The organism is Oceanirhabdus sp. W0125-5 (assembly GCF_027938815.1).
Taxonomy (GTDB): Bacteria; Bacillota; Clostridia; order Clostridiales; family Clostridiaceae; genus Oceanirhabdus.
On the sequence record NZ_CP115913.1, the window covers coordinates 4,105,785 to 4,130,634 of the forward strand.

Annotated in this window: 20 protein-coding genes; 1 reads left to right on the plus strand and 19 read right to left on the minus strand. The window is 30.9% G+C overall.

From position 1 onward, the window contains the following. Positions 1-185: 185 nt before the first annotated feature. The 9 genes from dnaJ to gpr form a co-directional block, all read right to left on the minus strand. Entirely contained in the window at positions 186-1,310 is a 1,125-nt protein-coding gene (dnaJ, locus tag OW730_RS19110; protein WP_271229602.1) for a molecular chaperone DnaJ, read from the minus strand. Between the two features lie 232 nt (positions 1,311-1,542). Next, the gene (dnaK, locus tag OW730_RS19115; RefSeq protein WP_271225647.1) at positions 1,543-3,399 is read right to left on the minus strand and encodes a molecular chaperone DnaK; all 1,857 of its coding nucleotides are present in this window, start codon (positions 3,397-3,399) and stop codon (positions 1,543-1,545) included. A gap of 91 nt (positions 3,400-3,490) precedes the next feature. Beyond that, positions 3,491-4,144: a nucleotide exchange factor GrpE gene (grpE, locus tag OW730_RS19120; protein WP_271225648.1), complete on the minus strand. Its 654-nt coding sequence runs from the start codon at positions 4,142-4,144 to the stop codon at positions 3,491-3,493. A 21-nt stretch (positions 4,145-4,165) separates the two neighbouring features. Then, positions 4,166-5,233 carry a heat-inducible transcriptional repressor HrcA gene (hrcA, locus tag OW730_RS19125; RefSeq protein ID WP_271225649.1) on the minus strand — a complete coding sequence of 356 codons (1,068 nt, stop codon included), beginning with the start codon at positions 5,231-5,233 and terminating at the stop codon, positions 4,166-4,168. Between the two features lie 396 nt (positions 5,234-5,629). Then, positions 5,630-6,769 (minus strand): radical SAM family heme chaperone HemW, encoded by a 1,140-nt coding sequence (hemW, locus tag OW730_RS19130; protein WP_271225650.1) that lies wholly within the window; start codon positions 6,767-6,769, stop codon positions 5,630-5,632. 131 nt (positions 6,770-6,900) lie between these two features. Beyond that, positions 6,901-8,706, minus strand: a complete 1,806-nt coding sequence (lepA, locus tag OW730_RS19135; RefSeq protein ID WP_271225651.1) for a translation elongation factor 4 — start codon at positions 8,704-8,706, stop codon at positions 6,901-6,903. 325 nt (positions 8,707-9,031) lie between these two features. Continuing rightward, a complete protein-coding gene (locus OW730_RS19140; RefSeq protein WP_271225652.1) occupies positions 9,032-10,105 on the minus strand; it encodes a stage II sporulation protein P in 1,074 nt (357 codons plus the stop codon). Between the two features lie 227 nt (positions 10,106-10,332). Continuing rightward, the gene (gene spoIIP / locus OW730_RS19145; RefSeq protein WP_271225653.1) at positions 10,333-11,436 is read right to left on the minus strand and encodes a stage II sporulation protein P; all 1,104 of its coding nucleotides are present in this window, start codon (positions 11,434-11,436) and stop codon (positions 10,333-10,335) included. A 146-nt stretch (positions 11,437-11,582) separates the two neighbouring features. Continuing rightward, positions 11,583-12,557 carry a GPR endopeptidase gene (gene gpr / locus OW730_RS19150; protein WP_271229603.1) on the minus strand — a complete coding sequence of 325 codons (975 nt, stop codon included), beginning with the start codon at positions 12,555-12,557 and terminating at the stop codon, positions 11,583-11,585. Between the two features lie 230 nt (positions 12,558-12,787). Between gpr and rpsT the strand changes: the two genes are divergently transcribed. After that, positions 12,788-13,051 carry a 30S ribosomal protein S20 gene (gene rpsT / locus OW730_RS19155; RefSeq protein WP_271225654.1) on the plus strand — a complete coding sequence of 88 codons (264 nt, stop codon included), beginning with the start codon at positions 12,788-12,790 and terminating at the stop codon, positions 13,049-13,051. Positions 13,052-13,113: 62 nt separating this feature from the next. Here the strand turns inward: rpsT and OW730_RS19160 are convergent, their stop codons facing one another. The 10 genes from OW730_RS19160 to istB form a co-directional block, all read right to left on the minus strand. Beyond that, complete coding sequence (locus tag OW730_RS19160; protein WP_271229604.1) at positions 13,114-13,470, minus strand: YkvA family protein; 357 nt, start codon at positions 13,468-13,470, stop codon at positions 13,114-13,116. 289 nt (positions 13,471-13,759) lie between these two features. Then, positions 13,760-14,785 carry a DNA polymerase III subunit delta gene (holA, locus tag OW730_RS19165; protein ID WP_271225655.1) on the minus strand — a complete coding sequence of 342 codons (1,026 nt, stop codon included), beginning with the start codon at positions 14,783-14,785 and terminating at the stop codon, positions 13,760-13,762. A 14-nt stretch (positions 14,786-14,799) separates the two neighbouring features. After that, positions 14,800-16,128 (minus strand): ComEC/Rec2 family competence protein, encoded by a 1,329-nt coding sequence (locus OW730_RS19170; protein WP_271225656.1) that lies wholly within the window; start codon positions 16,126-16,128, stop codon positions 14,800-14,802. Positions 16,129-16,196: 68 nt separating this feature from the next. Beyond that, on the minus strand, positions 16,197-16,466 hold the full coding sequence (locus OW730_RS19175) for a holin (protein WP_271225657.1): 270 nt from the start codon (positions 16,464-16,466) through the stop codon (positions 16,197-16,199). Positions 16,467-16,612: 146 nt separating this feature from the next. After that, the gene (locus tag OW730_RS19180; RefSeq protein ID WP_271225658.1) at positions 16,613-19,177 is read right to left on the minus strand and encodes a P-type ATPase; all 2,565 of its coding nucleotides are present in this window, start codon (positions 19,175-19,177) and stop codon (positions 16,613-16,615) included. A gap of 150 nt (positions 19,178-19,327) precedes the next feature. After that, positions 19,328-20,371, minus strand: coding sequence for a WG repeat-containing protein (locus tag OW730_RS19185; protein WP_271225659.1), 1,044 nt, complete (start codon positions 20,369-20,371; stop codon positions 19,328-19,330). A gap of 130 nt (positions 20,372-20,501) precedes the next feature. Beyond that, positions 20,502-22,745 carry a TcaA NTF2-like domain-containing protein gene (locus OW730_RS19190; RefSeq protein ID WP_271225660.1) on the minus strand — a complete coding sequence of 748 codons (2,244 nt, stop codon included), beginning with the start codon at positions 22,743-22,745 and terminating at the stop codon, positions 20,502-20,504. Beyond that, a complete protein-coding gene (locus tag OW730_RS19195; protein ID WP_271225661.1) occupies positions 22,723-23,580 on the minus strand; it encodes an ATP-grasp domain-containing protein in 858 nt (285 codons plus the stop codon). The genes OW730_RS19190 and OW730_RS19195 overlap by 23 nt, the downstream gene beginning before the upstream one ends. Positions 23,581-23,617: 37 nt before the next feature. Continuing rightward, positions 23,618-23,968 (minus strand): DUF6075 family protein, encoded by a 351-nt coding sequence (locus OW730_RS19200; protein ID WP_271225662.1) that lies wholly within the window; start codon positions 23,966-23,968, stop codon positions 23,618-23,620. Positions 23,969-24,078: 110 nt separating this feature from the next. Continuing rightward, entirely contained in the window at positions 24,079-24,846 is a 768-nt protein-coding gene (gene istB, locus OW730_RS19205) for an IS21-like element helper ATPase IstB (RefSeq protein WP_271224841.1), read from the minus strand. Positions 24,847-24,850 lie beyond the last annotated feature (4 nt).

Sequence of the window (24,850 nt, forward strand, 5' to 3'; positions counted from 1 at the left end):
AACATTATAACTTAATGGCAAATATGTTTATAATCACAAATTATCTATCACTAATTATTCAACTATAAATACTTGTACTTTTTCAACATTATTTTAAAAAAGAGAACTATATGTATCTTTTGATACAATAAAAAGCTTCTGCCCACAAGGCAGAAGCTTCCTTCATTCTCAATTCTCAATTTGCTTTACTTAAAGATATTCTTAAAGAATCCTTTTTTCTCTTCATCAGATCCATTGTATTCTTCACCAGAAGCCTCCATATACATCTTAAGAGCTTCTTTTTGCTTTTCATTAAGCTTTTTAGGAACATCTACAATGATCTTAACAAATTGATCACCACGACCTCTTCCATTAACAACAGGCACACCTTTACCTCTTAATCTGAAGACTGTACCAGATTGTGTTCCAGCAGGAACATTATAAGTTACATCTCCATCAACTGTAGGAACATCAAGTGATACTCCTAGAACAGCTTTAGGGAAAGAAATGTGTTCTTCTATATGGATATCATATCCCTTTCTATCAAACACCTTAGAAGGAGCAACTCTGATATTTACATATAAATCACCATTAGGTCCACCATTCGTACCTGGTTCACCTTGTCCTCTTAACGGCATTACATTACCAGTATCTACACCTGCAGGTATTTTAACTGAAATTGTTTTTTTCTTCTTTACTTTACCTGAACCATGACATTTTACACATGGAGATTCAATAATCTTACCTTTTCCATGACACTTGCTACATGTAGTCTGAGTTGAGAATGATCCAAAAGCAGTATTAGCTCTTTGCATAACTACCCCGCTACCACCACAAACATCACATGTTTTTGCTGATGTTCCTGGAGTTGCTCCACTACCATTACAAGTATCGCAATTCTCATGTTTATTGATTGTAATATCTTTTTCTACACCAAAAACAGCTTCTTCAAAAGTAAGATTAATTCTTGTTTCTATATCAGCACCTTTTCTTGGAGCGTTAGGATTACTTCTACCACCGAATCCTCCTCTACCGCCAAAAATATCACCAAATATATCACCTAAATCACCAAAATCGAATCCGCCGCCGCCGAATCCTCCAAAACCACCATCAAAATCTACTGTTCCATATTTATCGAATTTTGATCTTTTCTCTGGATCTGAAAGCACCTGATATGCTTCGTTTATCTCTTTAAACTTTTCTTCAGCTTCTTTATCATCTGGATTTCTATCTGGGTGATATTTTAAAGCCAGTTTTTTAAAAGCTCTTTTGATATCCGCTTCACTTGCATCTTTCTCAACCCCAAGAACTTTATAGTACTCTTTCGACATCTCTAGCAATTCACCACCTAAAATTAGTTTCTAACTTAATATATATCAAGCTCTTTAACAAATACATGTGTGTGGTACAAGACCACACACATTATATTACTATATCATATTTATGTTTAACCTACAAAAGTTTTAGTTCAATTTCATATACAATATATAATGTCAGAGGGATTCCATCTGCACTATATATTGTATATGATTTAAATGAACTTACTTTTTAGGTTAAATCATATTATTCTTTTACTTCAAAATCTGCATCTACTACATTTTCATCATGCTTAGGTTGTTCTGTTCCTGCAGCACCTGCTGCACCAGCCATATCTTCTGGGTTAAATCCAGCACCACCTTGTGGGTTAGCATCTTGGTATAACTTAGAAGATACTGCGTAGAATTCTTGTGATAATTCTTCAGAAGCTTTCTTAATTGCTTCAAGATCTTCGCCATCTTTAATAGCTTTAAGTGCATTTAATTTCTCATCTATTTTAGCTTTATCGTCTGCTTCAATCTTATCTTTTAATTCTTCTAATGTTTTCTCAGTTTGGTATACTAACTGATCAGCATTATTCTTAGTTTCAATAGCTTCTGCTCTCTTCTTATCTTCTTCTTCAAATCTCTTAGCTTCATCAACAGCCTTTTGGATTTCATCATCAGATAAATTAGTTGAAGCTGTAATTGTGATGTTAGCTTCTTTTCCAGTTCCTTTATCTTTAGCAGATACATTAACGATACCATTCGCATCAATATCAAATGTAACTTCGATTTGAGGAATTCCTCTTGGAGCTGGTGCAATTCCACTTAAAGTAAATCTTCCTAAAGTTTTATTGTCGCTAGCCATTTTTCTCTCACCTTGAACAACATGGATCTCAACAGAAGTCTGACCATCTGCAGCAGTTGAGAAGATTTGGCTCTTCTTAGCTGGTATAGTTGTATTTCTCTCTATTAAAGGAGTTGCAACACTTCCTAAAGTTTCAATACCAAGTGTAAGAGGAGTAACGTCTAGTAATAATACATCTTTAACCTCTCCAGTTAATACACCTGCTTGAATTGCTGCACCAACTGCAACACACTCATCTGGGTTGATTCCTTTTGAAGCTTCTTTACCAGTGAACTTGTTAACAGCTTCTTGAACAGCAGGGATTCTAGTTGATCCACCAACTAAAAGTATTTTATCTATATCACCAACGCTTAAGTCAGCATCTTGTAATGCTTTTCTCATAGGCTCAACTGTTCTTTGAACTAAATCATGAGTTAACTCATTGAACTTAGCTCTTGTAATATTTAAATCGATGTGCTTTGGTCCAGTTGCATCTGCTGTAATGAAAGGTAAGTTTACATTTGTTTGCATTGAAGAAGATAATTCAATCTTAGCTTTCTCAGCAGCTTCTTTTAATCTTTGTAAAGCCATCTTATCATTTCTTAAATCAATACCATTGTCAGCTTTGAAAGTTTCAGCTATGTGGTTGATTAATGCTTCGTCGAAGTCATCTCCACCAAGTCTAGTATCACCATTTGTAGAAAGAACCTCAAATACTCCATCTCCAAGTTCTAATATAGATACGTCAAATGTACCACCACCAAGGTCATATACAAGAACTTTTTGATTTGTATCCATTTTATCTAAACCATATGCTAAAGCAGCAGCTGTTGGCTCGTTGATAATTCTTCTTACATTTAATCCTGCAATTTTACCTGCATCTTTAGTCGCTTGTCTTTCACTATCATTGAAGTAAGCTGGAACTGTGATAACAGCTTCTGTAACTGTCTCTCCTAAGTATGCTTCAGCATCCTTTTTAATCTTTTGAAGAATCATAGCTGAAATCTCTTGTGGAGTGTAATCCTTTCCATCTATATTTACCTTATGATCTGTACCCATTTCTCTCTTAATAGAAATTATTGTTTTATCAGGGTTAGTAATTGATTGTCTTTTAGCAACCTGACCTACTAATCTCTCTCCATCAGCTTGGAATGATACTACAGAAGGAGTAGTTCTTGAACCTTCAGCGCTAGTAATAACTACTGGATCTCCACCTTCCATAACTGCTACACATGAATTTGTTGTACCTAAATCGATTCCTATTATTTTACCCATTTTTATTTACCTCCTAATTTTCCTGTTTTCAATTTGTAATTATCTAATTCAATATTATTTTAAAAATTTAATTGCTATTTATATTTATTAGCTAGTTAGCTACTTTTACCATGCTATATCTTAGAACTTTTTCTCCTCTAATATATCCTTTTTGGAATACTTCAACTATTTCACTTGGACCATAATTCTCATCAACCACATGCATTACTGCTTCATGAAAATTCGGGTCAAATTTTTCTGATGTGTTAATTTCCTTAATGCCTAACTTTTCTAGTGAAGAGTTGAACTGCTTCAATGTCATTTCTACACCTTGTTTAAGTGAACTATCTTCTTGAGTAAGATCTAAAGCTCTTTCCAGATTATCAACCACAGGGAATATCTCCTTAAGAACATCTGAACAAGCATCAGTATATAGTTGTTCTTTTTCTCTAACAGTTCTCTTTCTAAAGTTATCATACTCAGCAGTAGTTCTAATATGTGTATCTTGTACTGCTTTTAGTTTATTGTTTAAAAGATTAATTTCTTCTAAATTCTTATCATTCTCTTCCTTAAGTTTAGCGTATTTTTTTCCCATGTCATCTTCGTCCATTTCTTCAAATTCAAGATCTTCATTCTTTTCACTTTCTTCAAGTGTTTCTTCAACTTGATTTTCTTCTTGTTCATCTACTACTTCACAATTCTCATTAGTTTCAAACTCTTTTTCAATTTCTTCACAAACATTATTCTCTTTTGAATTCTTTTCCACAACTATTCCTCCATCTCATTATCATTGATTATCGTAGTCATCAGAAGATTCACTTCCATAAGTTGTCTTTATATTAATATTTAATTCATTGACAATCTCATTTAATGTAGCTATTACCTTTTCATAATTCATTCTTCTTGGACCAACCACACCAATGGATCCCAAGTTTCTTCCACCGATTTTATAATTAGCAGTTATAACAGTACAATCTTTAACACCTTCAACATAATTTTCAGTTCCAATTGTTATTGATACATTATTATCCTCGACTTCAGGACTTTTAATGAGAGCTTTTAAACTTTCTTCATCACTAAATAGATTTAGAAAAGCCTTTGCTCTATCAACATTTTGGAATTGAGGATAATCCAGTATATTTGAAGATCCTTCAGTATAAACCTTTGATGGTTCAATACTCTTTAAACTCTTATAAAGAGCAGGTATAAGTGCCTTAAAGATTTCCTCATAATCTAATAAATCGTTCTGTAAGTTATTTATAACTTCAAGATCAATATCATCAATAGTTAATCCCACAAGTCTTAGATTAAGCAATCTATTTATCTTTTCTATGATTTTTTCATCAATATAATCAGTAACACTTATAACATTATTTCTTATAAGTCCACTATCAGTTACAAACACCATCAAAACATTTTGTTCATCTATTTGTAGTATTTGAACTCTTTTTATAAAGCTCTTTCTTACAGAAGGTGCTTTAACAAAAGTTGCTAACTTTGTGATTTTAGAAAGCACAATAGTTGCCTCTTTTACCAACCTATCCACTTCATAAATAGCTGACGATAACATTCTATTTTTAATCATCATCTCTTCTTCAACAGGAAGCCTTTGAATACTCATAAGTTTATCAACATAAAGTCTATATCCTTTATCAGAAGGAATTCTTCCTGAAGAACTATGTAGATGCTCTAAGTATCCCATTTCCTCTAAATCAGCCATTTCATTTCTTATTGTTGCTGAACTGATACCTATATCATATTTTTTGGCCAATGTTCTGGAACCTACAGGTTCTCCTGTTTCGATATAATCCTTAATGATGGCCTCTAAAATCTTAAGTTTTCTTTCACTTAACATATTTACCACCTCTTTATTAGCACTCACCAGCACCGAGTGCTAATGACTATAAATAAAAATTACCACTAAATGATTTATAAGTCAAATTCATATTTTTTGTTTTTAAATTATTTTTCTTCTTCTATCTTCATTTTCTTAAAATATCTCTTTATTTATATAAATTTCTTGAATTTACTCTATTTTTCTAATATATTTGTAATTTTATTTATTATAAGCATGATTTTAAGCCATTTTGCAGAAATATTAACCAAATGTAAACTTTTTATGAGTATTAATTAAAAAGATGGTTCTGACCTAAGTCAGAACCATCCATCATTAAAATTAAAATTTCTCGAAGAGAAATGTCAATCATTCTCCATTCTCAATTATCCATTATACATTTGGAGAAAGCACGTTTTATGCTTTCTCCAGCATAAAGTCGCTCATCACCATATTCGATAACTGAATCCCTTGAGGAGTGAGTTTAATATTCTCCCCATCATCTTCAATCAATTTATTCTTTAGATGCTTTTTAATGACATCTCCATATATACTGTAGATATCTTTTTTAAATCTATTCTCGAAATTAACTTTATTGATTCCTTCAACTTTTCTTAGACCCATAAACATGAACTCTTCAATAGTATCCTCTTCAGAATTCTCAAATGAATCCACTTTCCCTGTTCCATTTATTTTTACTAATTCAATATACTCTTCAGGATTGCTTGTGTTTTCAATTCTTTCTCCATCTATAAATGAATGAGCACCAGACCCACACCCTATATAGTCTTCAAGATTCCAATATACTAAGTTATGTCTGCATTCCATACCTTCCTTTGCAAAATTAGATATCTCATATTGATTATATCCAACTTTCTCAAGGAACTTCTTAGTATATTCATACATTTCTCTCTCAATTTCTTCAGAAGGAGTGTCCAATAATCCTTTTTGAGCCCTTCTATGAAAAGGCGTTCCTTCTTCAACTATTAATGAGTAGCAGGAAATATGGGTTACGCCAAGTTCAACTGCTTTCTCCAAGCTTTCCTTCCACTGGTCCATACTTTGACCTGGCAGTCCAAACATAAGGTCAACATTAATATTATTCAATCCAACCTCTTTAGCCATCTTAAAACTTTCCAAGAATTCCTCTTCCGAATGTATTCTTCCAATATCCTTTAAGAGTTCATTCTGAAAAGCCTGTAATCCTATACTAATTCTATTTACTCCCATGTTCTTAAACTCTTTCAATTTTTCAATCGTAAAAGTTCCAGGGTTCCCTTCCACTGTAAACTCTGCATTCTCTGCTATTTTTAGCTCTTTAAATGCTTCCTTCAACAATAAAATGCACTCATATGACAAATAGGTGGGAGTTCCCCCACCTATAAATATCGTTTTAAAAACAAAGTCTTTATATTTTTTTAATTCATTGCATAGTGCCTTAGTATATTCCAACATTAGCCCTTCTTTTCCACTATATGATGGAAAATCGCAATAATCACATTTTTTCTTACAGAAGGGAATATGAACGTAGAGCGCTTTTTGTTCTTTTATGCTCATACATTTCATCCTCCACTATTTATTTATAGATATCTCAGCTCAATAATTAATTTATGCAAGTCCATAACTCCTTAATACATTGAGATTTTGGAACATGCGTAAATCAAATTTCGCGGTAGAATCTATATTATTTATTTTTCGTCAATCTTAAGTACCGCCATGAATGCCTCTTGTGGTACCTCAACTGATCCCATTTGTCTCATCTTCTTCTTACCTTTTTTCTGTTTCTCTAAAAGTTTCTTCTTTCTAGAGATATCTCCACCGTAACACTTAGCAAGAACGTCTTTTCTAAGTGCTTTTACAGTAGTTCTAGCTATAACCTTAGAACCAATTGTAGCTTGTATTGGAATCTCAAATTGATGTCTAGGTATAATTTCCTTAAGCTTTTCAGCCATTGCCTTACCTCTAGCATAAGCCTTTGATTCTGGAACAATCATTGAGAAGGCATCAACCTTTTCCTTATTAAGAAGAATATCAAGCTTAACAAGTACAGTATCTTCATATCCTTTAAGTTCATAGTCGAATGATGCATATCCTTTAGTTCTAGATTTCAAGTTATCGAAGAAATCATATACAATCTCATTTAAAGGTATTTCATAGTTTATCACAACTCTAGTTTGCTCAATATATTGCATATCTATGAATGTTCCTCTTTTTTCCTGACATAACTCCATTATAGATCCAACAAAGTCAGATGGTGTTATAATAGAAGCTTTAACAACTGGCTCTTGCATTCTTCTTATTTCTGACGGATCAGGCATATTTGTAGGATTTGTCAGTTCAAATTTATCTCCATTAGTCTTTTCAATTTTATATACAACCGACGGTGCCGTTGTGATTATATCAATATTAAATTCTCTCTCTATTCTCTCTTGCATAATTTCCATGTGAAGCAGTCCTAAGAATCCACATCTGAAACCAAATCCAAGAGCTAATGATGTTTCAGGTTCAAACTGAAGCGCCGCATCATTTAATTGTAATTTTAATAATGCTTCCTTTAACTCTTCATATTTTGCACCATCCACTGGATAAATACCACTGAATACCATTGGTATTGCAGGTCTATATCCTGGTAAGCTCTCATCACATGGATTATTAGCTTCTGTTATAGTATCACCAACATGAGCATCTGCAACATTTTTTACAGAAGCACAAATGTATCCAACTTCTCCAGCAGATAGCTTAGGCATAGCTCTATATCCCGGGCTAAATACTCCAACCTCAACAACATCATAAACTTTATCTGATGCCATAAATCTAATCTTAGTTCCTTTTTTAACTGTACCATCCATAATTCTTACATAACTTACAACACCTTTATAAGTGTCATAATAAGAGTCAAATATCAAAGCTTTTAATGGTGCATTCTCATCACCACTTGGAGCTGGTACTTTCTCCACAACTGCTTCTAAAACATCTTCAATGTTTAATCCTGTTTTTGCCGAGATCTGTGGTGCACCTGCAGCTTCAATACCAATTACATCTTCAATTTCATGTATTATTCTCTCTGGCTCTGCACTTGGTAAATCAATCTTATTTAAAACAGGAACAATCTCAAGATCATTCTCAACAGCCAGATATGTGTTTGCTAATGTCTGTGCCTGAATTCCTTGAGAAGCATCAACTACAAGTACAGCTCCTTCACAAGCTGCCAAACTTCTTGACACCTCATAGTTAAAGTCGACATGTCCTGGAGTATCAATAAGATTTAAAGTATACTCATGTCCATCTTTTGCTTTATAAACCATTCTTGCTGCTTGAGATTTAATAGTTATACCTCTTTCTCTTTCAAGCTCCATGGAATCAAGTATCTGTTCTTCCATTTCTCTCTGAGTTAAAGTTCCTGTTTTCTCAAGTAGTCTATCAGCTAAAGTAGATTTACCATGATCTATATGTGCAATAATACAGAAATTCCTTATTCTCTCTTTGTTAAGCATTCCTAAACCCCCGTATCGTTTGTTTTTAATTTTAATCTCTTCATTATCTATGTTAAATTTATATGATATATAGATAAATCTCCAGCATTGTCTACCTAATATATTATAACCTTAACACTAAAACTATATATAAACAATGTACCATAGATAATGAAACATTAATTTATTCTCTATAGATAACGAATAAAAAAGAAACCTAATATACTAGGTTTCTACACTAAACTAGATTATATCATATTTTACTCACATTAAACAACACTTTAAAACCATAATTGAAAATTGAGAGTTGAAGTGACGACGAGATTGGGCTATTTAAACGCTCTGACTATACCTCTGAATATTTTTTGTATAAGTATTCTGCCATAATCCTTCCAAGATATTTAGCTGTTTCTTTCGCTTCAATAGATTTATTTGTATGAGCTCCAACTTCTATTAGGACAGCTCCTTTACTTTTATGTTGATTGTAATAATTTATACCACGATTACGATAAAATTCTCCTTCTCCACGCACTAGACCTGGGAATAGACCTTTTGATATCTTCAACAGGTCTGATGCTACTCTATAATTATCATCAAAATGCTGATTTTCCTTTGCGAAAACAAACATTATCTTTGCTACATCCTTCCCATTAAGCCTTGTGGTTACTGCTGCTTTATTGTCTACTGCATCTCTATGAATATCTATTACTAAATCCATATCACCATATTTATCAAGGTACTTATCTAAGGTTTTTCCACTGTATTTGTATGAGTGATTATAGTTTTTATCATCATGAATTGTTGTATCATGAATCACCTTTATCCCATAATTCTCTAATTCATTTACTAAGGCCTTGCCTACAGCCACAACATTTTTGTCATTATCTCTCTCATTAGCTTTATCTGAACCATAAGCTTCTCCTGTATGAGTATGGTATATCAATACTTGAGGTTTATCTTGTGGATAATTAAATACTAGTTGAGGGTTATATACTCCAGCAACAAGATTTTTATCACTATATCTTCTATTAACTTTAATATTTCTTTTTTCATATTCTCCATAATCATAACCAAATTCATTGATAACTTCATTACCTTTTTTCTGGCCTACAGCAATAGTTTGTACACTTTCACTATTTGATTCTTTAGCTTGTACATAACTAAACCCTAAAAGGTTAAGTTCTCTTTTTAATCCACTACCAATAATTTCAAATAATATAGATGAAGAAAAACTCTCTTCATTATACGCACTTCTCACATCCATAAGTGGTATTTCTCTTTGTATTGATTTTTGATAAAAACCACCCATTAAATAATTGTTCATCCCAGCTCTATTAGCTATCAACAGTGCAGCTAGAATAACCAATAAACTGATAAATAACAATACTTTATATCCTCCACTTTCTACCCTTTTGTACAAGTTAAAACCCTCCTTAATTAACCATTTTTTATTCGGAAGTAAACTTTCTCTATAAAACATGGTATGTTAGGGAGGGCTTATTTATAACATTTTTTTTAATTTCTTTAGAGTGTCAGAGTGTTTAAGCTCAAGGAACTCGACCAGCGTGCAAACAGTGTACGCATTTGGTACATGAGCAGCACAGAGAGTCGAAGTGACACAGTGATTGGGCTATTTGAACACTCTAACTAAACCTCTGAGTATTTTTTGTATAGATATTCAGCAATAATTCTTCCAAAATATTTTGCAGTCTCTTTCCCTTCATCAGTTGTATTAAATTCAGCTCCAACTTCAATTATTAGTGCACCATTGCTTTTATCTTGACTAAAATGATCTGATGTTCTATTAATTAATTTCTCTGGGTTACTTCGTAATATCTCTGGAAATAGTGCATTTGTTATATTCAATAAATTTGATACAACCTTTCGGTTAGATTTAAGATGTTCATTACTCCTATCAAGAACAAGCATTATCTGAGCCACATTTTTTCCATTTAACTTAGTAGTAGTAACTGCTGATTTATGATTTACACCATCTCTATGTAGATCTATAACTAGATCAATATCTCCATATTTATTAAGATACTTATCTATGGTTTTCCCACTTTCCAAGTATGCTTTATTATAATTTTTATCATCATGAATTGTTATATCATGAACCACTTTTATGCCATACTCTTCTAATTGTTCTGCTAATGCCTTACCAACTGCAACTACATTTTTTTCATTATCCCTTTCATCTGAAGAACCTTTTTCATCTGTATCAGCAGAATAATACCCTTCTCCTGTATGAGAATGATATATTAATACCTGTGGCTTATCTTGTGGGTAATTGAAAACCAATGATTGATTAAACACTTCAGCAATAAGATTATTATCACTTGAATTTCTATTAACTTTAATCTCTCTATTATGATATGCTCCATAATCATAACCAAATTCATTTATAACTTTATTTTCATCTTTGTCCGAATCCACTAACTCTTCCACACTCTCACTATTTACTCCTATAGCTTGTACATAACCAAACCCCAATAGATTAAGTTCTCTATTTACTCCACCTGCCATAATCTTGAATAATGTAGATGATGCTAAACTTTCTTCATTATCTGTACTTCCATCATCCATAAGAGGTATTTCTCTTTGAATTGACTTTTCATAAACTCCACCAAATAAATAATTACTCCATCCAGTTCTATTTGTTATTACTAAAGCAATTAAAATAACCAATAAACTAAGAAACAATAATACTTTATATGCATGACTTTCTCTACTTTCTCCCCTTTTGTACAAGTAAATACCCTCCTTCATTAACCATTGTATTTTCGGAAGTAAATTTTCTCTATAAAACATGGTATGTCGGGGAGGGCATTATTATACTTATAAATTATATATATTTACTTATGCAAAAATTCAAAAGTACATTGTTCTTTCTTTATTTAACTCAAGTATGTGTTTATATCATCTAATGTTAATGCGGGCTGAAGTGATATATTTAAACCATTAGCGATAATTTTTGCCATAGATTCAATTGTCATATCTACATCTTTAGGGGTTACCATTAAATTTCCCACATATGGATTTAAAATATCTCTTATCATTTTTTCTTTTTCTGCATGACCAATATTTCCAAGAAAACTATAGAAATTCTCTTCTGCTTTGGAGTACTGTTGTATTTGATTAAGAACTAAGTTAATAGTATCATATGCTATAGTCGCCGCATGAACAACTGTTGGTACTCCTATAGCTACTACAGGAACTCCTAATGCTTCTTCATTTATTTTCATTCTGTTGTTACCAATTCCACCTCCTGGTGATATACCAGTATTAGTGATTTGAATTGTTCGATTTACTCTGTGCATTTTTCTAGAAGCAAGAGCATCTACTGCAACAACTAAACTTGGTTTTATTCTTTCAACAATTCCTTTTAAAATTTCTCCTGTTTCCATACCTGTAAGTCCAAGTACTCCAGGTGATATACCACATACTGGTCTAATGTTCTCATCAATCTCATCTGGAACAAGCTGCATTAAGTGTCTTGTTATCATTAGCTTTTCTACTACCTTTGGACCTACGGCATCTGATACTATATTCCAGTTACCAAGACCAACAACTAGAACAGTTTGGTTTTTCTCTACTTTAACAAGAGGCTCCAATTGCTTTGCTAACACCTGAGCAACATTCTCCATAGCTTCACCATCATACTGAACAAAAGGTGGAATTTCCATGGTAATATATGTACCTTTAGGTTTATTCATTGCCTTTTCTCCGGCCTCATTTGTAATTTTTACCTCTGTTATTTTTATCTGTTCCTCCTCAAACTCATTAACATTTACACCCTCTAACCTGCTGGTGGTTTTCTCACTGTATAATTCCTTAGCTTCTAAAGCCAAATCTGTCCTAATACTAATCATCATTTTACTCCCTTCTCTAGTTTTTAAAAACGACTTTACCCTTACATGAATATAGTTATTCTTATACTTATTTTAATTAATATTTTATATTTTATACTTAACACTTGCAGTGTACTAACTTTAATGCTATAATAATCAGTGTTGAAAACAGGATGATTATTCAAAAGACTTGATACGGGTTGTTGTTAAATCAACGTTTTCGTTTTATTATATGTAAAGGTGGTGAGACAATGGCACATTCATTATCAGCAAAGAAAAGAGTTAGAGTTGCAGCAGCAAAAACTCTTAGAAATACAATGATAAAGTCAGCTCTTAAAACTACTCTTAAGAAGTTCCACGCTGCAGTAGAAGCTGGAAACAAAGAAGAGGCAGCAGTAAGCTTCAAGAGCGCTGTTAAAGCATTAGATATGGCGGCTAGCAAAGGTATCTTACATAAGAACAATGCAGCTAACAAAAAGTCTAAATTAGCAGCTAAGCTAAACAATATGGCTTAATATAAATAATAAAAACAGCTAATTTAGCTGTTTTTTTTATTTATATTAAATTATTTTATTCTTTAGAAAATTATAAAAAATATTATTAACAACCATAAGGATATTATTGGTATAGCAAAATACCACTTTTTAGGTTTTCCTCCATCCCATAAAGCTTCTGCTTCAACTCTACACTGTGTAAATATTTCTTGAGGTATAAATTTTAGTGTAATAACTATTAATGCAGGAAGTATTATCAAATCATCTACCCATCCTATTACTGGTATAAAATCAGGAATAAAATCAATAGGAGATAAAGCATATCCAATTACAATTCCTGCAAAGATTTTAGCTATTATGGGCGTTTCTTTTTTATTCAATGCAATAAATACAGCTGGTATATCTGTTTTTAATTTTTTCGCTCTTTCCGTAAAATCCATATTCTTACCCTTCTTACCCTTCTTATTCAAACTTTTCAAGATATCTCTCTTTTTTAAAATATTGTTGAATACTTTTTTTTGTATTATGAACCTTATTATACCATTAAATCTCATGTTTTTTTCAACATCTTTTTAAAAAATAGAGCTATATTAAATTTTTTACTATTTTCAAGTTAAATATAATTTGTTGTTCATTTTTTTCTCTATCCTAATCTTAAAAATAAAGTTTCTGCCCTAAAGCAGAAACCTCCATCGTTTTCAACTCTCAACTCTCCATTTTCAATTTCCTTTAAACCCTAAGTGTTTTAATCATAAACATTTCCATCTCAATATTTGAATCAACAGAACTAGATTTAAGAGTCCTTTCTAGCCTAAGACTCATATCTAATATTTCTTTTAAACTCTCATTTTTAAACTTCTTACTTTGTCCCCCCATTTTTTCACAAATATAAGGATGAAGGCCTAATTCTCTTGCAATCTCATCATTTTTTTTACCTTTCTGGGAAAGAAGTTTAATATTCAATAGCATGCTATATTGTCTCTGTATCATTCTTAGTATAGAAGTAGCTTTTTCTCCCTTAAAGATTAATTCGTTATATATATCAATTGCACCCTTTATCTTCTTTTGAGAAAGAAAATCAACTAAATTGAATATATCATTATCACTCTTCGATGGAACTAGCTTATCAATATGTGTTCTCGTTATTGGTTCTCCATCTGTATATGCAATTAATTTATCTATCTCATTATTTATGATCTCCATATCATTTTCAACCATAGAACAAAAATAATTAAGATCACTTCTTTCAATTTTCCCACCTTTTGAATTAAATACATCCTTAACTTTTTTCTGAAGAGCAGCCCCCTTTAGCTTACCAACAGTAACAATGGTTGCATTTTTCTTAAACTTAGAAAGCTTCTTACTTGGCTTCTCTCGTACATCTTTATATATATAATAGAAAATTAAGATAGTATTTTGAGGTATATTAGCCACATAGTTCTGCAAATCTTCTACCAATGATTTTGCTCTATTATCCTTTTCACTATCACTAAAGAAATTAGCTCTAAACACCTCAACGATTCTCACATTACTCATAAATGGCATTGTTTCGCTTGATGTGAATATTTCATCAAAGGTTGTCTTTTCTCCATCATATCTATTGAGATTGAAACTTTTCTCATCCTCTCTCAACTTTGCATTTATGATCATATTAACAGAATCTTTTATTACCCTCTCATCACTTCCAGCAAAAATATAACATCTATCAAATTTTCCTTTTTGAATATTACTCTTAAATGCTTCAACATCTATCATTAATTATGCACCTCTCATGTCAACATTCTATCTTCTATGCTCTTGTATTTATAATAGAAATATATCATTAAAAAAAGAATTGATAAATAAAGTATAGCATAATTATTATCCACCTTTAAGACCATATGTGAGTATTTCCCTAAGTTAACTGTAATAAATCTAAAAATCAATATACAATAATTATATATATACCCTACACTCTCGCCAATCAATGGCAACTTACATAATAATACTAAAATAAATGAAAATACAATTATAATTACTGCTATAGGAACAATTATTAGATTACCAAGAAAGATTCCAATGTTTATTTCTTTAAACATCATCCCTGTATACGGAATAATAAATACTTGTGCACTTAAAATCATTGATAAACTCTTCCTTAACCAGGTTGGTAAAAACAACATGCTTTCCTTTATCTTTTTTGAGAATAAAACAATACCAATCAGGGCTAAAAAAGACAAATGATATGAAATATTAAACAGATAATAGGGCCTATATAATAGAATAATAATACTTGAAAAAGCTAAAGCTGAAGCATTATCGTAAGTTCTTATGACCTTCTTTCCTAAGGTAAAAACAATTAGCATAAATACAGCCCTTAAAGCTGATGGGGGTGCTCCTATAATAAACGTATATACCATACAAAGAGCTAAAACTATGGATGATTTCTTGATAACACTTCCAATAATATTAAATATTAATATCATATGTAATCCTGAGACAGCTAAAACATGTATTATCCCTAGCCGTTTCAATCTATCAGTTTCCTCAATACCCAAAAATCTTCTTTCACCTAACGCCATAGCATTTACATATCCATATGCCTCTTTAGATAATATTGTATTAAGCCTTTCTCGTATTTCTTCAACCACCTTATTGCTCCAGTATAGAAGCGAACGTCCGCTGCTCTTACTTCTATACACTTCATATTCACCAACATAACCTTTACCATAATCAGGAGAGCAAGTAAAATCTCCCATTATAATAACTTTTTCACCAATATCAATATGTTTTTCATTCCATAACAGTACTTTCTTTCCTCTTATCTCACCTTCAGCATATACAGGTGTTTTATTTGTGATTATTACTCTATCATAAATATCGTATGGTAAAAATACTTTAAAGTAAATTCTTACATTAAAGAAACCACATATAATTATTAATACTAAAACAAGTGCTTTTTTCCTATGTGAAACACTATATATTCCAATTATATTACATGTTAAAACCACACAGAATAATATAATATTTTTCTGTTCTAATAAAAAAAGAATTCCACCCATATTAAAGAAAAAAGCGGCAATAACCATAGGCTTGCCATAGAATTCATCACTCTTCATATCATTCCTCCATGACTTCATTAACACCTATAGATTATTGCCACATAATCTTTCCTATAAACCTATTATTAACTTTTTCTAGATCGACGCATACTCCTTACACCATTTACAACTTCTCGTCCATTAGAATATAATCCACTTGCACTTATTCCAATAACTATTCCAGCTAAAACTCCGTTCTTAATATCTCCATTACCCACAAATAAAATTCCAAAAACTACCCCAATACACAAAGATATAAGAGGAAGAAATTTAGTTGGTACTCCTGTACCCTTAATTATATTAACCAAGATTGTAACTATTGGTATAAGAGCTATCCCCTCGTATGTGAACTCCAAAAAAAGCCCCCCTTTCATACTACTTATTAAAAATAAGTATGTAATTTATTACTATAATATATGAGAGACTTTTTTTGTATATTCTATTTACTTATACATATATTTATTAATTTATAAGTTCTGATATTAAAGAACATGAAAAATGTTTATTTTTTTATATTCATCTTAATAATAAGGTTTCCCACTGCAAAAACTGCTAAAGTTATTGCAGCAACTACTCCTATTTCCATATTACTTAAAGATATACCTAATAATTTTTTACCACTTTCAAGTGCAAAGAAACTTAGAAGCATCATCCCCTCAAGTATAAATACAATCAGATAATTAAATTGTTTTAATAACTCTCCAAGTGTTGTAAACATGAATAAGCTAAGCACTGCAAAAACTAATAATATTACAGTCATTGACTCACCAGCACTTAAAGCACCTTTTAATTCACTTAGTATTGCAAAACCACTTGATAATGCACATATAATTACACTTCCAAAAAGATAATATCCTCTTATCCCCTTATCAACTTTGGGTTTCTTACTCACATTGGAGGAAATATTTATAGCGATAATTCCATTCATAAGAAAAATTATATTACTTATCACTGCCGTTAAATAGGTAAATTCAAATCCATTAATAGCATTTATAAAACACCAAGAAAGTATAAATGATAATACGCAGGTTATCATATTCTCAAATAAAAAGAATTTTTCAATTAATTTGTACCCGTGACCCATAACCTTCATTAAGCTCTTAATATTTCCTTTAGATATATAAACATCACTTGATTTTTTGAGTATTTCACTTACATCCTCTCCAAAGGCAACTTTTAGATTACTTCTATATAGATAGGAAATATCTCTAAGTTTACTTCCAATACCAAGTATTTTTCTACCCATCCCGCTTAATATTTTACTAAACTCTTCTTTATGATATGAATTAATCTGCGAATAAACACTACATGTATTTAACAATTTTCTTAATTCATTCTCTGATAGACATTCAAGTTCAAGGCCTGAAATTGCAGTAACCCCTTCCTCCACTAAACCTAATTCTCTACCAATTGTAGTAGCTGCTATCTTGTTTTCATCACATTTTAAAACTACATTAACATCATTATTCTTAAGAACCTCTAATGATTCAGCTGCTTCTATATCAACACTTTCCTTTATACCCCACATTCCAACAAAAACCATATTACTCTCAACATTCTCGTCTTCTGAAGGAATATAATTATAATTTCTATAAGCAACCCCAATAATTATACAACCATTATGAGCTAATTTATAAGATGCTTTTTTAATTTTTTCAAGATCTTCATTTGTCATTGGAACTTCAGTTCCATCCTTATACAAATAAGTACTTCTTTCTAAGAGTTTATCAATAGCACCTATTGATGCTGCTCTATATACCTTTTTATCAACTCTACTAACTACTGTTTTAATATTTCTTTCTTTATCAAATGGCAGTGTCAATACTTCTTTGTTTTTGCTCTTTAAATTCAAGGCTCTCATATCAATATTAAAAATAAACCTAAGAAGAGAATACTCTTGCTTGATTCCCTTTGACTTCTTATGATATTCATCTTCCTCAAAGTAAGTACAGCAACTAGAAGATACTTCATTTATCCTCTCAAACTTCTTCTGTCTATCTTCTTGTCTTTCTATTTCATTAACAGTAAGATATTGCTCATTTGTGTATACAGCTCCAACATAATAATATGGATTAGATAACATATCGTACTTGTCCATGATTATTGTGTCCATATCCTTCATAGCATAGAATGAATTAGTATTATTAACTTCTATACCATCAGCCTTTAATTTAATAATACTTCTATAAATTAATACTATATATAAAATTGCAAGAAATGAGATATTAGAAATAAATACAGATTTTAATAAGCTTCCAAAAATATTTTCTCCATTACCTGTAAAATATCTCAAAATAGAAAATACTGCACTCATAACTAGTGATATTAATACAATAATATTCAAACTCTTTTCTAAACTATATTGATTTTCTTGTTTCTCATCCTTAAAAAATACTGACTTAACAAGCTTTCCAATTTCTGATTCCATTCCAGTTGCAATAACAACCCCTACTCCTTCACCTTTAGTAACAACCGTGGATCTGAAAACCATATTTTTCATATGGGTTAGAGGAGGGTTCTTATCATCAATTTTTTCAACGAATTTTTCTGCTGGATAATTTTCTCCTGTAACAGCTAATTCGTTAACAAATAAAGATTTCGCTTGTATAAGCCTCATGTCGGCAGGCACAAAGCTCCCTTTTGATAGAATCACAGTATCTCCTACCACAAGATTACCAATAGAAACTTTCTTTTTTACACCACTTCTAATAACAATGGCTGAACTATTATTTAAGTTTGCCAGCTGCTTTTTTAACTTAAATTTCTCTTTATCTTTTCCAAGAAACATTAACATGAACACCATAAATAACCCAAAAAAATAAAAAGCTAAGGAAGAATTCCTTCCATAGAAACTAAGGGATATTAAAATTAGAAATGACAAAGCCCATGGTGATAGTAATATCCCTGTAATTCCTTTCAAAATACTATTATTTTTAGGATAATAAATATAGTTATCTCCATGAACATCTTCTCTAAGACTAATCTCACTATCAGCTAATCCATGAATTTCATCTGCATTAAGTTGATCTAAAACATTTTTCCAAGATAAATTATAGTAATTTTTCATATCATTCTCCTATCATTAAAGATCTTCTTACAATTAGTAAGTTATAGCTCTTTAATTAATTTTTGACTAAGTTAATTATTCTATCCTCTGTGTTTTTCATAAGAACTTATATCTTATTTTATCATATTTTGTTGATATTTAATATTATAATCAAAATACATAATAAGGTAATTCACATCTTTCTTTTCCTCTAAATATTTCATATCCAGATGTATTAATAAACCCATCTTTTCCATCCTTAAGTGTTCTTGCAATCTCTCCTGAAAATGCTTCAACTCCATCATAAATTGGTTCAATCACAATATTACCAACTCTGTTTATGAAACCCCATTTACCATTTACATTAATAGGAGCCAGCCCATCTTTAAAATCTCCAACACCATGGAACCATCTATCACTAATATATTTGAAATTTTTATCAATAAAATTCCATTTTCCTTCTACACACACAACTGCATACCCTTCTTTAAATCCCTTAGCAAAGTCATACTCATATGCAGTAATCACTTTCCCATCACTGTTCAAATAAGCTACTTTACCATCACTTATATGAACTGCATAACCTTCACTGAATCCATAATCTCCATTAAAAAAGATATTTTCTTCCAAAGAAGGTTTTAAAATCACATCACCATTTTTATCGATTATTCCCCACTTTTCTTTATAGTTAACAAATGCTTTATCCTCTTTAAAATCACATGCATCATCATAAACTCCTTTTACTATCACTTCACCTTCACTATCAATAAATCCAATCTTCTCATTTTTCTCAAATAAAACCCTATCACAATTTACCTCTCCAAGATAATCATATGATGGTTGAACAATATACCTTCCTTTTTTATTAATTATTCCCCAACCTAACTGCGCTTCTACAACCGCCTTCCCTTTATAAAAATCAAACCCAGTTTCAAAAGCACATGGTATAACTCTATTATATGATTTATCTATATATCCACATCCTGAGCCATCCCTAATAAGAGCCATATTATCATAAAATGAATATACTTCTAAAAGCTTTATGTCTATTTCCTTTTCACCCTTTTCATTAAAAAAACTCCAAACTCCATCTTTATATGTTAGGATCTTACCTTCTCTCTCCGGTCTGATTCTATCAAATGAAGGCTTAATAATAACTTTTCCCTTACTATCAATAATTCCAAACTTAGAGCCCTCTTTAAAGAAATGTAACACTTTAAAATCACCTCTTAAATCTAATCTCTTTTATATAATTCTATTAATATCAAAAGAAATTAATTACAAGAATAAAATAAAAGCTCACACCAAGTGAGCTTTTATTATTGTTTATTTTTTTGAATTGATATTAATTAAATGCAGGATCTTTAAAGTACTCAGAAACAAGATACTCGTTCCCACTTTTCTTTATTACATATATCCAGTGATAAGTCATATTCTTAACCTCAGCACCTTTAGTTTGATGAATTAATTCATGAACCCAAACATAGTACGCATTATCACCTTTCCTTACATCTTTAATTTCCATTATATCAAATCTCTGCTTAATACCAGCATTGTTAGTATTTTCTTTAAATCTTATAGCTTTATTATATGCATCACTATCTTTTAATAAGTAATTAAACATATTTTTATCGTTAGTATTTACGTAATCTATCCATCCATTATTAAATCCACGAAGTGCATTCTCTATTTCCTGGGCAATTTCACCACTTAATCTAGATGAAGTTCTTACATCTGAATATTTATAAGAAAGAGATGTTTTAAAAGTACTATCTGGATAATTATTTACAGAACTATCCTGATTACCTGTTCCATTATCACGACCACTTTCCAATTTCCACTCATCTCCAACCTTTACTGCAGTGTATATCAAGTTATAATCCCAAATTCTCTTCTCACCATTGTGAATCTCTTGGATTTTTTCATGGAAATAAATATCAGCTTTTGTATCTGTAATCATCTTATATTCTTTAACTTCTAATAATAATAACTCTTGAGTTTTTCCTTTAATATTATAACCTGTTAAATCTGTATATAACTCTCCATCACTTATTAAGAAAGTTAAATAATCATTACTTCCAGTGTTAACATGTTCTATCCATTTTTTTTCGAAAGCTTCCATTAAAGTTCTGAAAACTTCTAATTGTTCTTTATCTTCAGTTTCTGTATCAGTTCCTTTTCCACCCTCATTATCATTAGCGTCAGTATTGTCACCTTCATCTTTTTGACCATCAGTTACTGGTGCTTTTGGATTCTTGTCAATAATAAACTTCTTAACAGCAAAACCAGCTGCTAACAATATAAGTACTGCAATTATGCACAGAATAATCTTCTTTTTAATTTCGTCTCCTGATTCTTCTTCATACTCAAAATCATCGTCATCATCTCTTCTAATATTATATTTATCAGTGAAGACACTAGTTTTTTGCTTTTTATCATCCTCATCATCATAGCTTGAAGCGGCTACTTCTTTTAATGCTAATCTTTCTTCATAATCAAGACTTTGTGGAGCATATTTACTAGTTACTTCTCTAAAATCCTCTTCTGCTTCTTTTAAGATGTCTATCTCAATCTCTTCATTCTCATACTTAAACTTATTTCCACCCATTATTTCTTCATAATACTTATCATTATTTTCTTTGTTTTCTTTCAAATTTACCTTCTCTTTTTCATAGTGCTCATACTCTTCTTCATATTTTTTTTCACTATGTTTTTCAGTACTATCAAAACTATTTAATTCATTTATCTTAATCTTATCTGATTCAATTCCAGTATTGTTTATGCTATATTCAATAGTTAAAATAGGAGTAGAGTCACTTAACTTTTTATATTCTCTACTTCTTGAGAATTTCAATATTTCAACAACTCTATCAATTATATACTCATCAAGATCTAATGCGTTTGTTACATTTCTTAATTGACTCTTTCTTGCATTAAGGAATATATTAACTATTTCCTTGATACTCATCTCAGACTCTTCATTAAAATCATTCACCGTAATAATTGTTCTAATACACTGCTCAATGTTTTTTGTTACAATAAGTACAACCTTATCATTCATAAGTTCAATATTGCTTATCCATTTTGTAAATAAATGACCTATACCAAAGGTAGTACCCGTTGGTGCAAATAATGTCAGTGGAATCATTCTACCTCTATTAATATTAACAAGTTCTTGAATAATTAAGAACTCAAGTTCATCCTCTGCAAGGTTTTCCATTGCTAATTCACTTATCATTAAATTATATGTACTCTTTAATCCAACTGCAAAAACCTCTTCGTAATCACTTTCAAAACTTCTTATGACTGGCTCCTCTATATCGAAGTATTCACACACACTTTTAACAATTGAATGAACTACTGGTGCATCTACTACCTCAATCTCATTACTTTTCTTAATAAAACTACTATATTTCACCACAGATAAAAGTATTATAATAGCAATCACTATTCCAAAGGCAACTGCAAACATAGGTTTTAAGAAACTCCCTATAAGTCCTGTAATAACTATCATAACAAATATCGGCAGGAATAAATTTATAAATCCCCCTTTATTAGGTATCTTTTTAAAGTTTAACAACTTCTTCATCTCCCTTCTTATTTTTCATCTTATTACTTATATATTTCATTATCTCTCCCGGTATGCTAATATCCGTACATTTCCATACAGTAATAAATCCAGCATTACCGTTTATTTCACAGATTACTTCCCCATTTTTACTCTTTAAAATATCCACTCCTGCTATTTCAAGACCTAGAGCTTGAGTACCTTTAATTGCAAGTTCCTCAACCCCCTTATCTATAGTTATTTTTTCAGCAGTTCCTCCTAATGAAAAATTAGACCTAAAATCACTATCAGAACTTCTTTTAATAGCAGCTACAACTCTATCTCCAATAACATGAACCCTGATATCTTCTCCACTGCTCTCTTCAATATATTCCTGACAGATAAAAAACTCACTACTCTCTATTTCCATTAAGCTATGAATCTCTTCCTTATTATGAATCAGATAAACCCCTTCACCCTGGGAACCAATTAGGGTTTTCATTACAAATGGGACATCTAGCACTTCTTGAATATAATCAAAATTTATCCCATCTCTTCTAACCCTTAAGGTTTTTGGAGTAGGAATTTTATTTTGTGAAAGAACTGCATGCGTCTTCCATTTATCCATAGAAATCTCCATAGATGATGATTTATTGAACACAGTTGCTCCACAATATTGAAACGCTTGTCCTAAAGCAATGTCATAACACCTCATAAGGACAAACTCTGGAACATTTATCTCATTTCCATCATAAGAAATTTTCAGTTCATCTTGTGCTATAAGATGAAATCTCTCTAGAAATTTAATTTCAATATTTAGATTGTATTTTCTTCCTTCATCAATCATCCATTGAAAAGCATTAGGTTTATTCTTCATTTCCTCACGATAAATAATCCACCCTGTCATAATACTTTTAACCCTTCAAAAATCTTATTTTCATGGCATTAACAGCTACATTAAAAGCAGAATCATCAAACTTTCCAAATAACTCTACTAATGAATAGTTATCTGGATTGTGACCATTGTATAAACTGAAAGCAATATATAATAATTTAGACATTGCAGGATGCAAATCTAATTCATCAATCTCTACAAATCTTGGAAAATCTGTTTGAAAATCATACAATTGTTCTCTGATTTCATAGAGTTCATCACAACTAGAAATAATGTATATGTATGCCATTCTCTCTGTATCATAATCTGGAGTCTTTGCTAATTCAATTAAATGATTATATCTTTTTTCATGTATATGGTTTAAGAACATCACTTTTCCTCCAATGCCGTTTTAGTAAATTATATCATAATTTATCACTTTGTAAATGTCAATCCCAAAATGCACAAAAATTATAATCTCAAAATGTACAATTATTATAATTATTGATTTTTGATTTTCTTACTTTCCATTACCTCTATCTTTCCTTTTAATCTATAGGATGGTCCAGTGATTTTAACAATACTTGAATGATGAATCAGTCTATCCAATATTGCGTTAGCAAGTGTAATATCTGAAAAAACTTCACCCCATTTACTAAAAGGTTGATTGGTAGTTATAATAGTTGAATTTTTCTCGTATCTCTTATTTATTAATTGAAACAATAGGTTAGCACCTTGTTTATCAATTGGTAGATAACCTATTTCATCAATAATTAATAACTTGTACTTTGCATAGTGTTTTAATTTTGTTTCTAATCTATTCTCCGCATGAGCTTTGTTGAGCTGCATAATTAAATCATGACATGATATAAAATAAGTTAAATGTCTTTTCTTAGCTGCAGCAACACCAAGTGCTACAGCTAAGTGAGTTTTTCCAACCCCTGAAGAACCAAAGAATAGTATGTTTTCTTTATTTTCAATGAACCTTAAACTCTCTAAATCTAATATTTGAGTTTTGTTTATTGAAGGTTGAAAATCGAAATCAAAATCTGACAAAGTTTTTTCAAAAGGAAATGCAGATACAGCTATCTGAATCCTTGAAGCTCTCTCATTTCTAAATTCTAATTCTTTCTCTGTCAATGCTAATAAAGCATCAATAAATGTAAGATCCTTATTAGTTATTTCATCTAAGAAGTTTGGCAGAAAACTTCTAAATTTCTCTAATTTCAGTGTTTCAAGGTTATTAAGTAGTTTGTTATAATTACTCATTTAA

What these genes read in the sequence shown, in the direction of transcription:
- dnaJ (WP_271229602.1), bottom strand. Translation starts at nt 1,310, where the DNA reads ATGTCGAAAGAGTACTATAAAGTTCTTGGGGTTGAGAAAGATGCAAGT.
- dnaK (WP_271225647.1), bottom strand. Translation starts at nt 3,399, where the DNA reads ATGGGTAAAATAATAGGAATCGATTTAGGTACAACAAATTCATGTGTA.
- hrcA (WP_271225649.1), bottom strand. Translation starts at nt 5,233, where the DNA reads ATGTTAAGTGAAAGAAAACTTAAGATTTTAGAGGCCATCATTAAGGAT.
- hemW (WP_271225650.1), bottom strand. Translation starts at nt 6,769, where the DNA reads ATGAGCATAAAAGAACAAAAAGCGCTCTACGTTCATATTCCCTTCTGT.
- lepA (WP_271225651.1), bottom strand. Translation starts at nt 8,706, where the DNA reads ATGCTTAACAAAGAGAGAATAAGGAATTTCTGTATTATTGCACATATA.
- gpr (WP_271229603.1), bottom strand. Translation starts at nt 12,557, where the DNA reads ATGATTAGTATTAGGACAGATTTGGCTTTAGAAGCTAAGGAATTATAC.
- rpsT (WP_271225654.1), top strand. Translation starts at nt 12,788, where the DNA reads ATGGCACATTCATTATCAGCAAAGAAAAGAGTTAGAGTTGCAGCAGCA.
- OW730_RS19160 (WP_271229604.1), bottom strand. Translation starts at nt 13,470, where the DNA reads ATGGATTTTACGGAAAGAGCGAAAAAATTAAAAACAGATATACCAGCT.
- holA (WP_271225655.1), bottom strand. Translation starts at nt 14,785, where the DNA reads ATGATAGATGTTGAAGCATTTAAGAGTAATATTCAAAAAGGAAAATTT.
- OW730_RS19170 (WP_271225656.1), bottom strand. Translation starts at nt 16,128, where the DNA reads ATGAAGAGTGATGAATTCTATGGCAAGCCTATGGTTATTGCCGCTTTT.
- OW730_RS19180 (WP_271225658.1), bottom strand. Translation starts at nt 19,177, where the DNA reads ATGAAAAATTACTATAATTTATCTTGGAAAAATGTTTTAGATCAACTT.
- OW730_RS19190 (WP_271225660.1), bottom strand. Translation starts at nt 22,745, where the DNA reads ATGAAGAAGTTGTTAAACTTTAAAAAGATACCTAATAAAGGGGGATTT.
- OW730_RS19195 (WP_271225661.1), bottom strand. Translation starts at nt 23,580, where the DNA reads ATGAAGAATAAACCTAATGCTTTTCAATGGATGATTGATGAAGGAAGA.
- OW730_RS19200 (WP_271225662.1), bottom strand. Translation starts at nt 23,968, where the DNA reads ATGTTCTTAAACCATATACATGAAAAAAGATATAATCATTTAATTGAA.
- istB (WP_271224841.1), bottom strand. Translation starts at nt 24,846, where the DNA reads ATGAGTAATTATAACAAACTACTTAATAACCTTGAAACACTGAAATTA.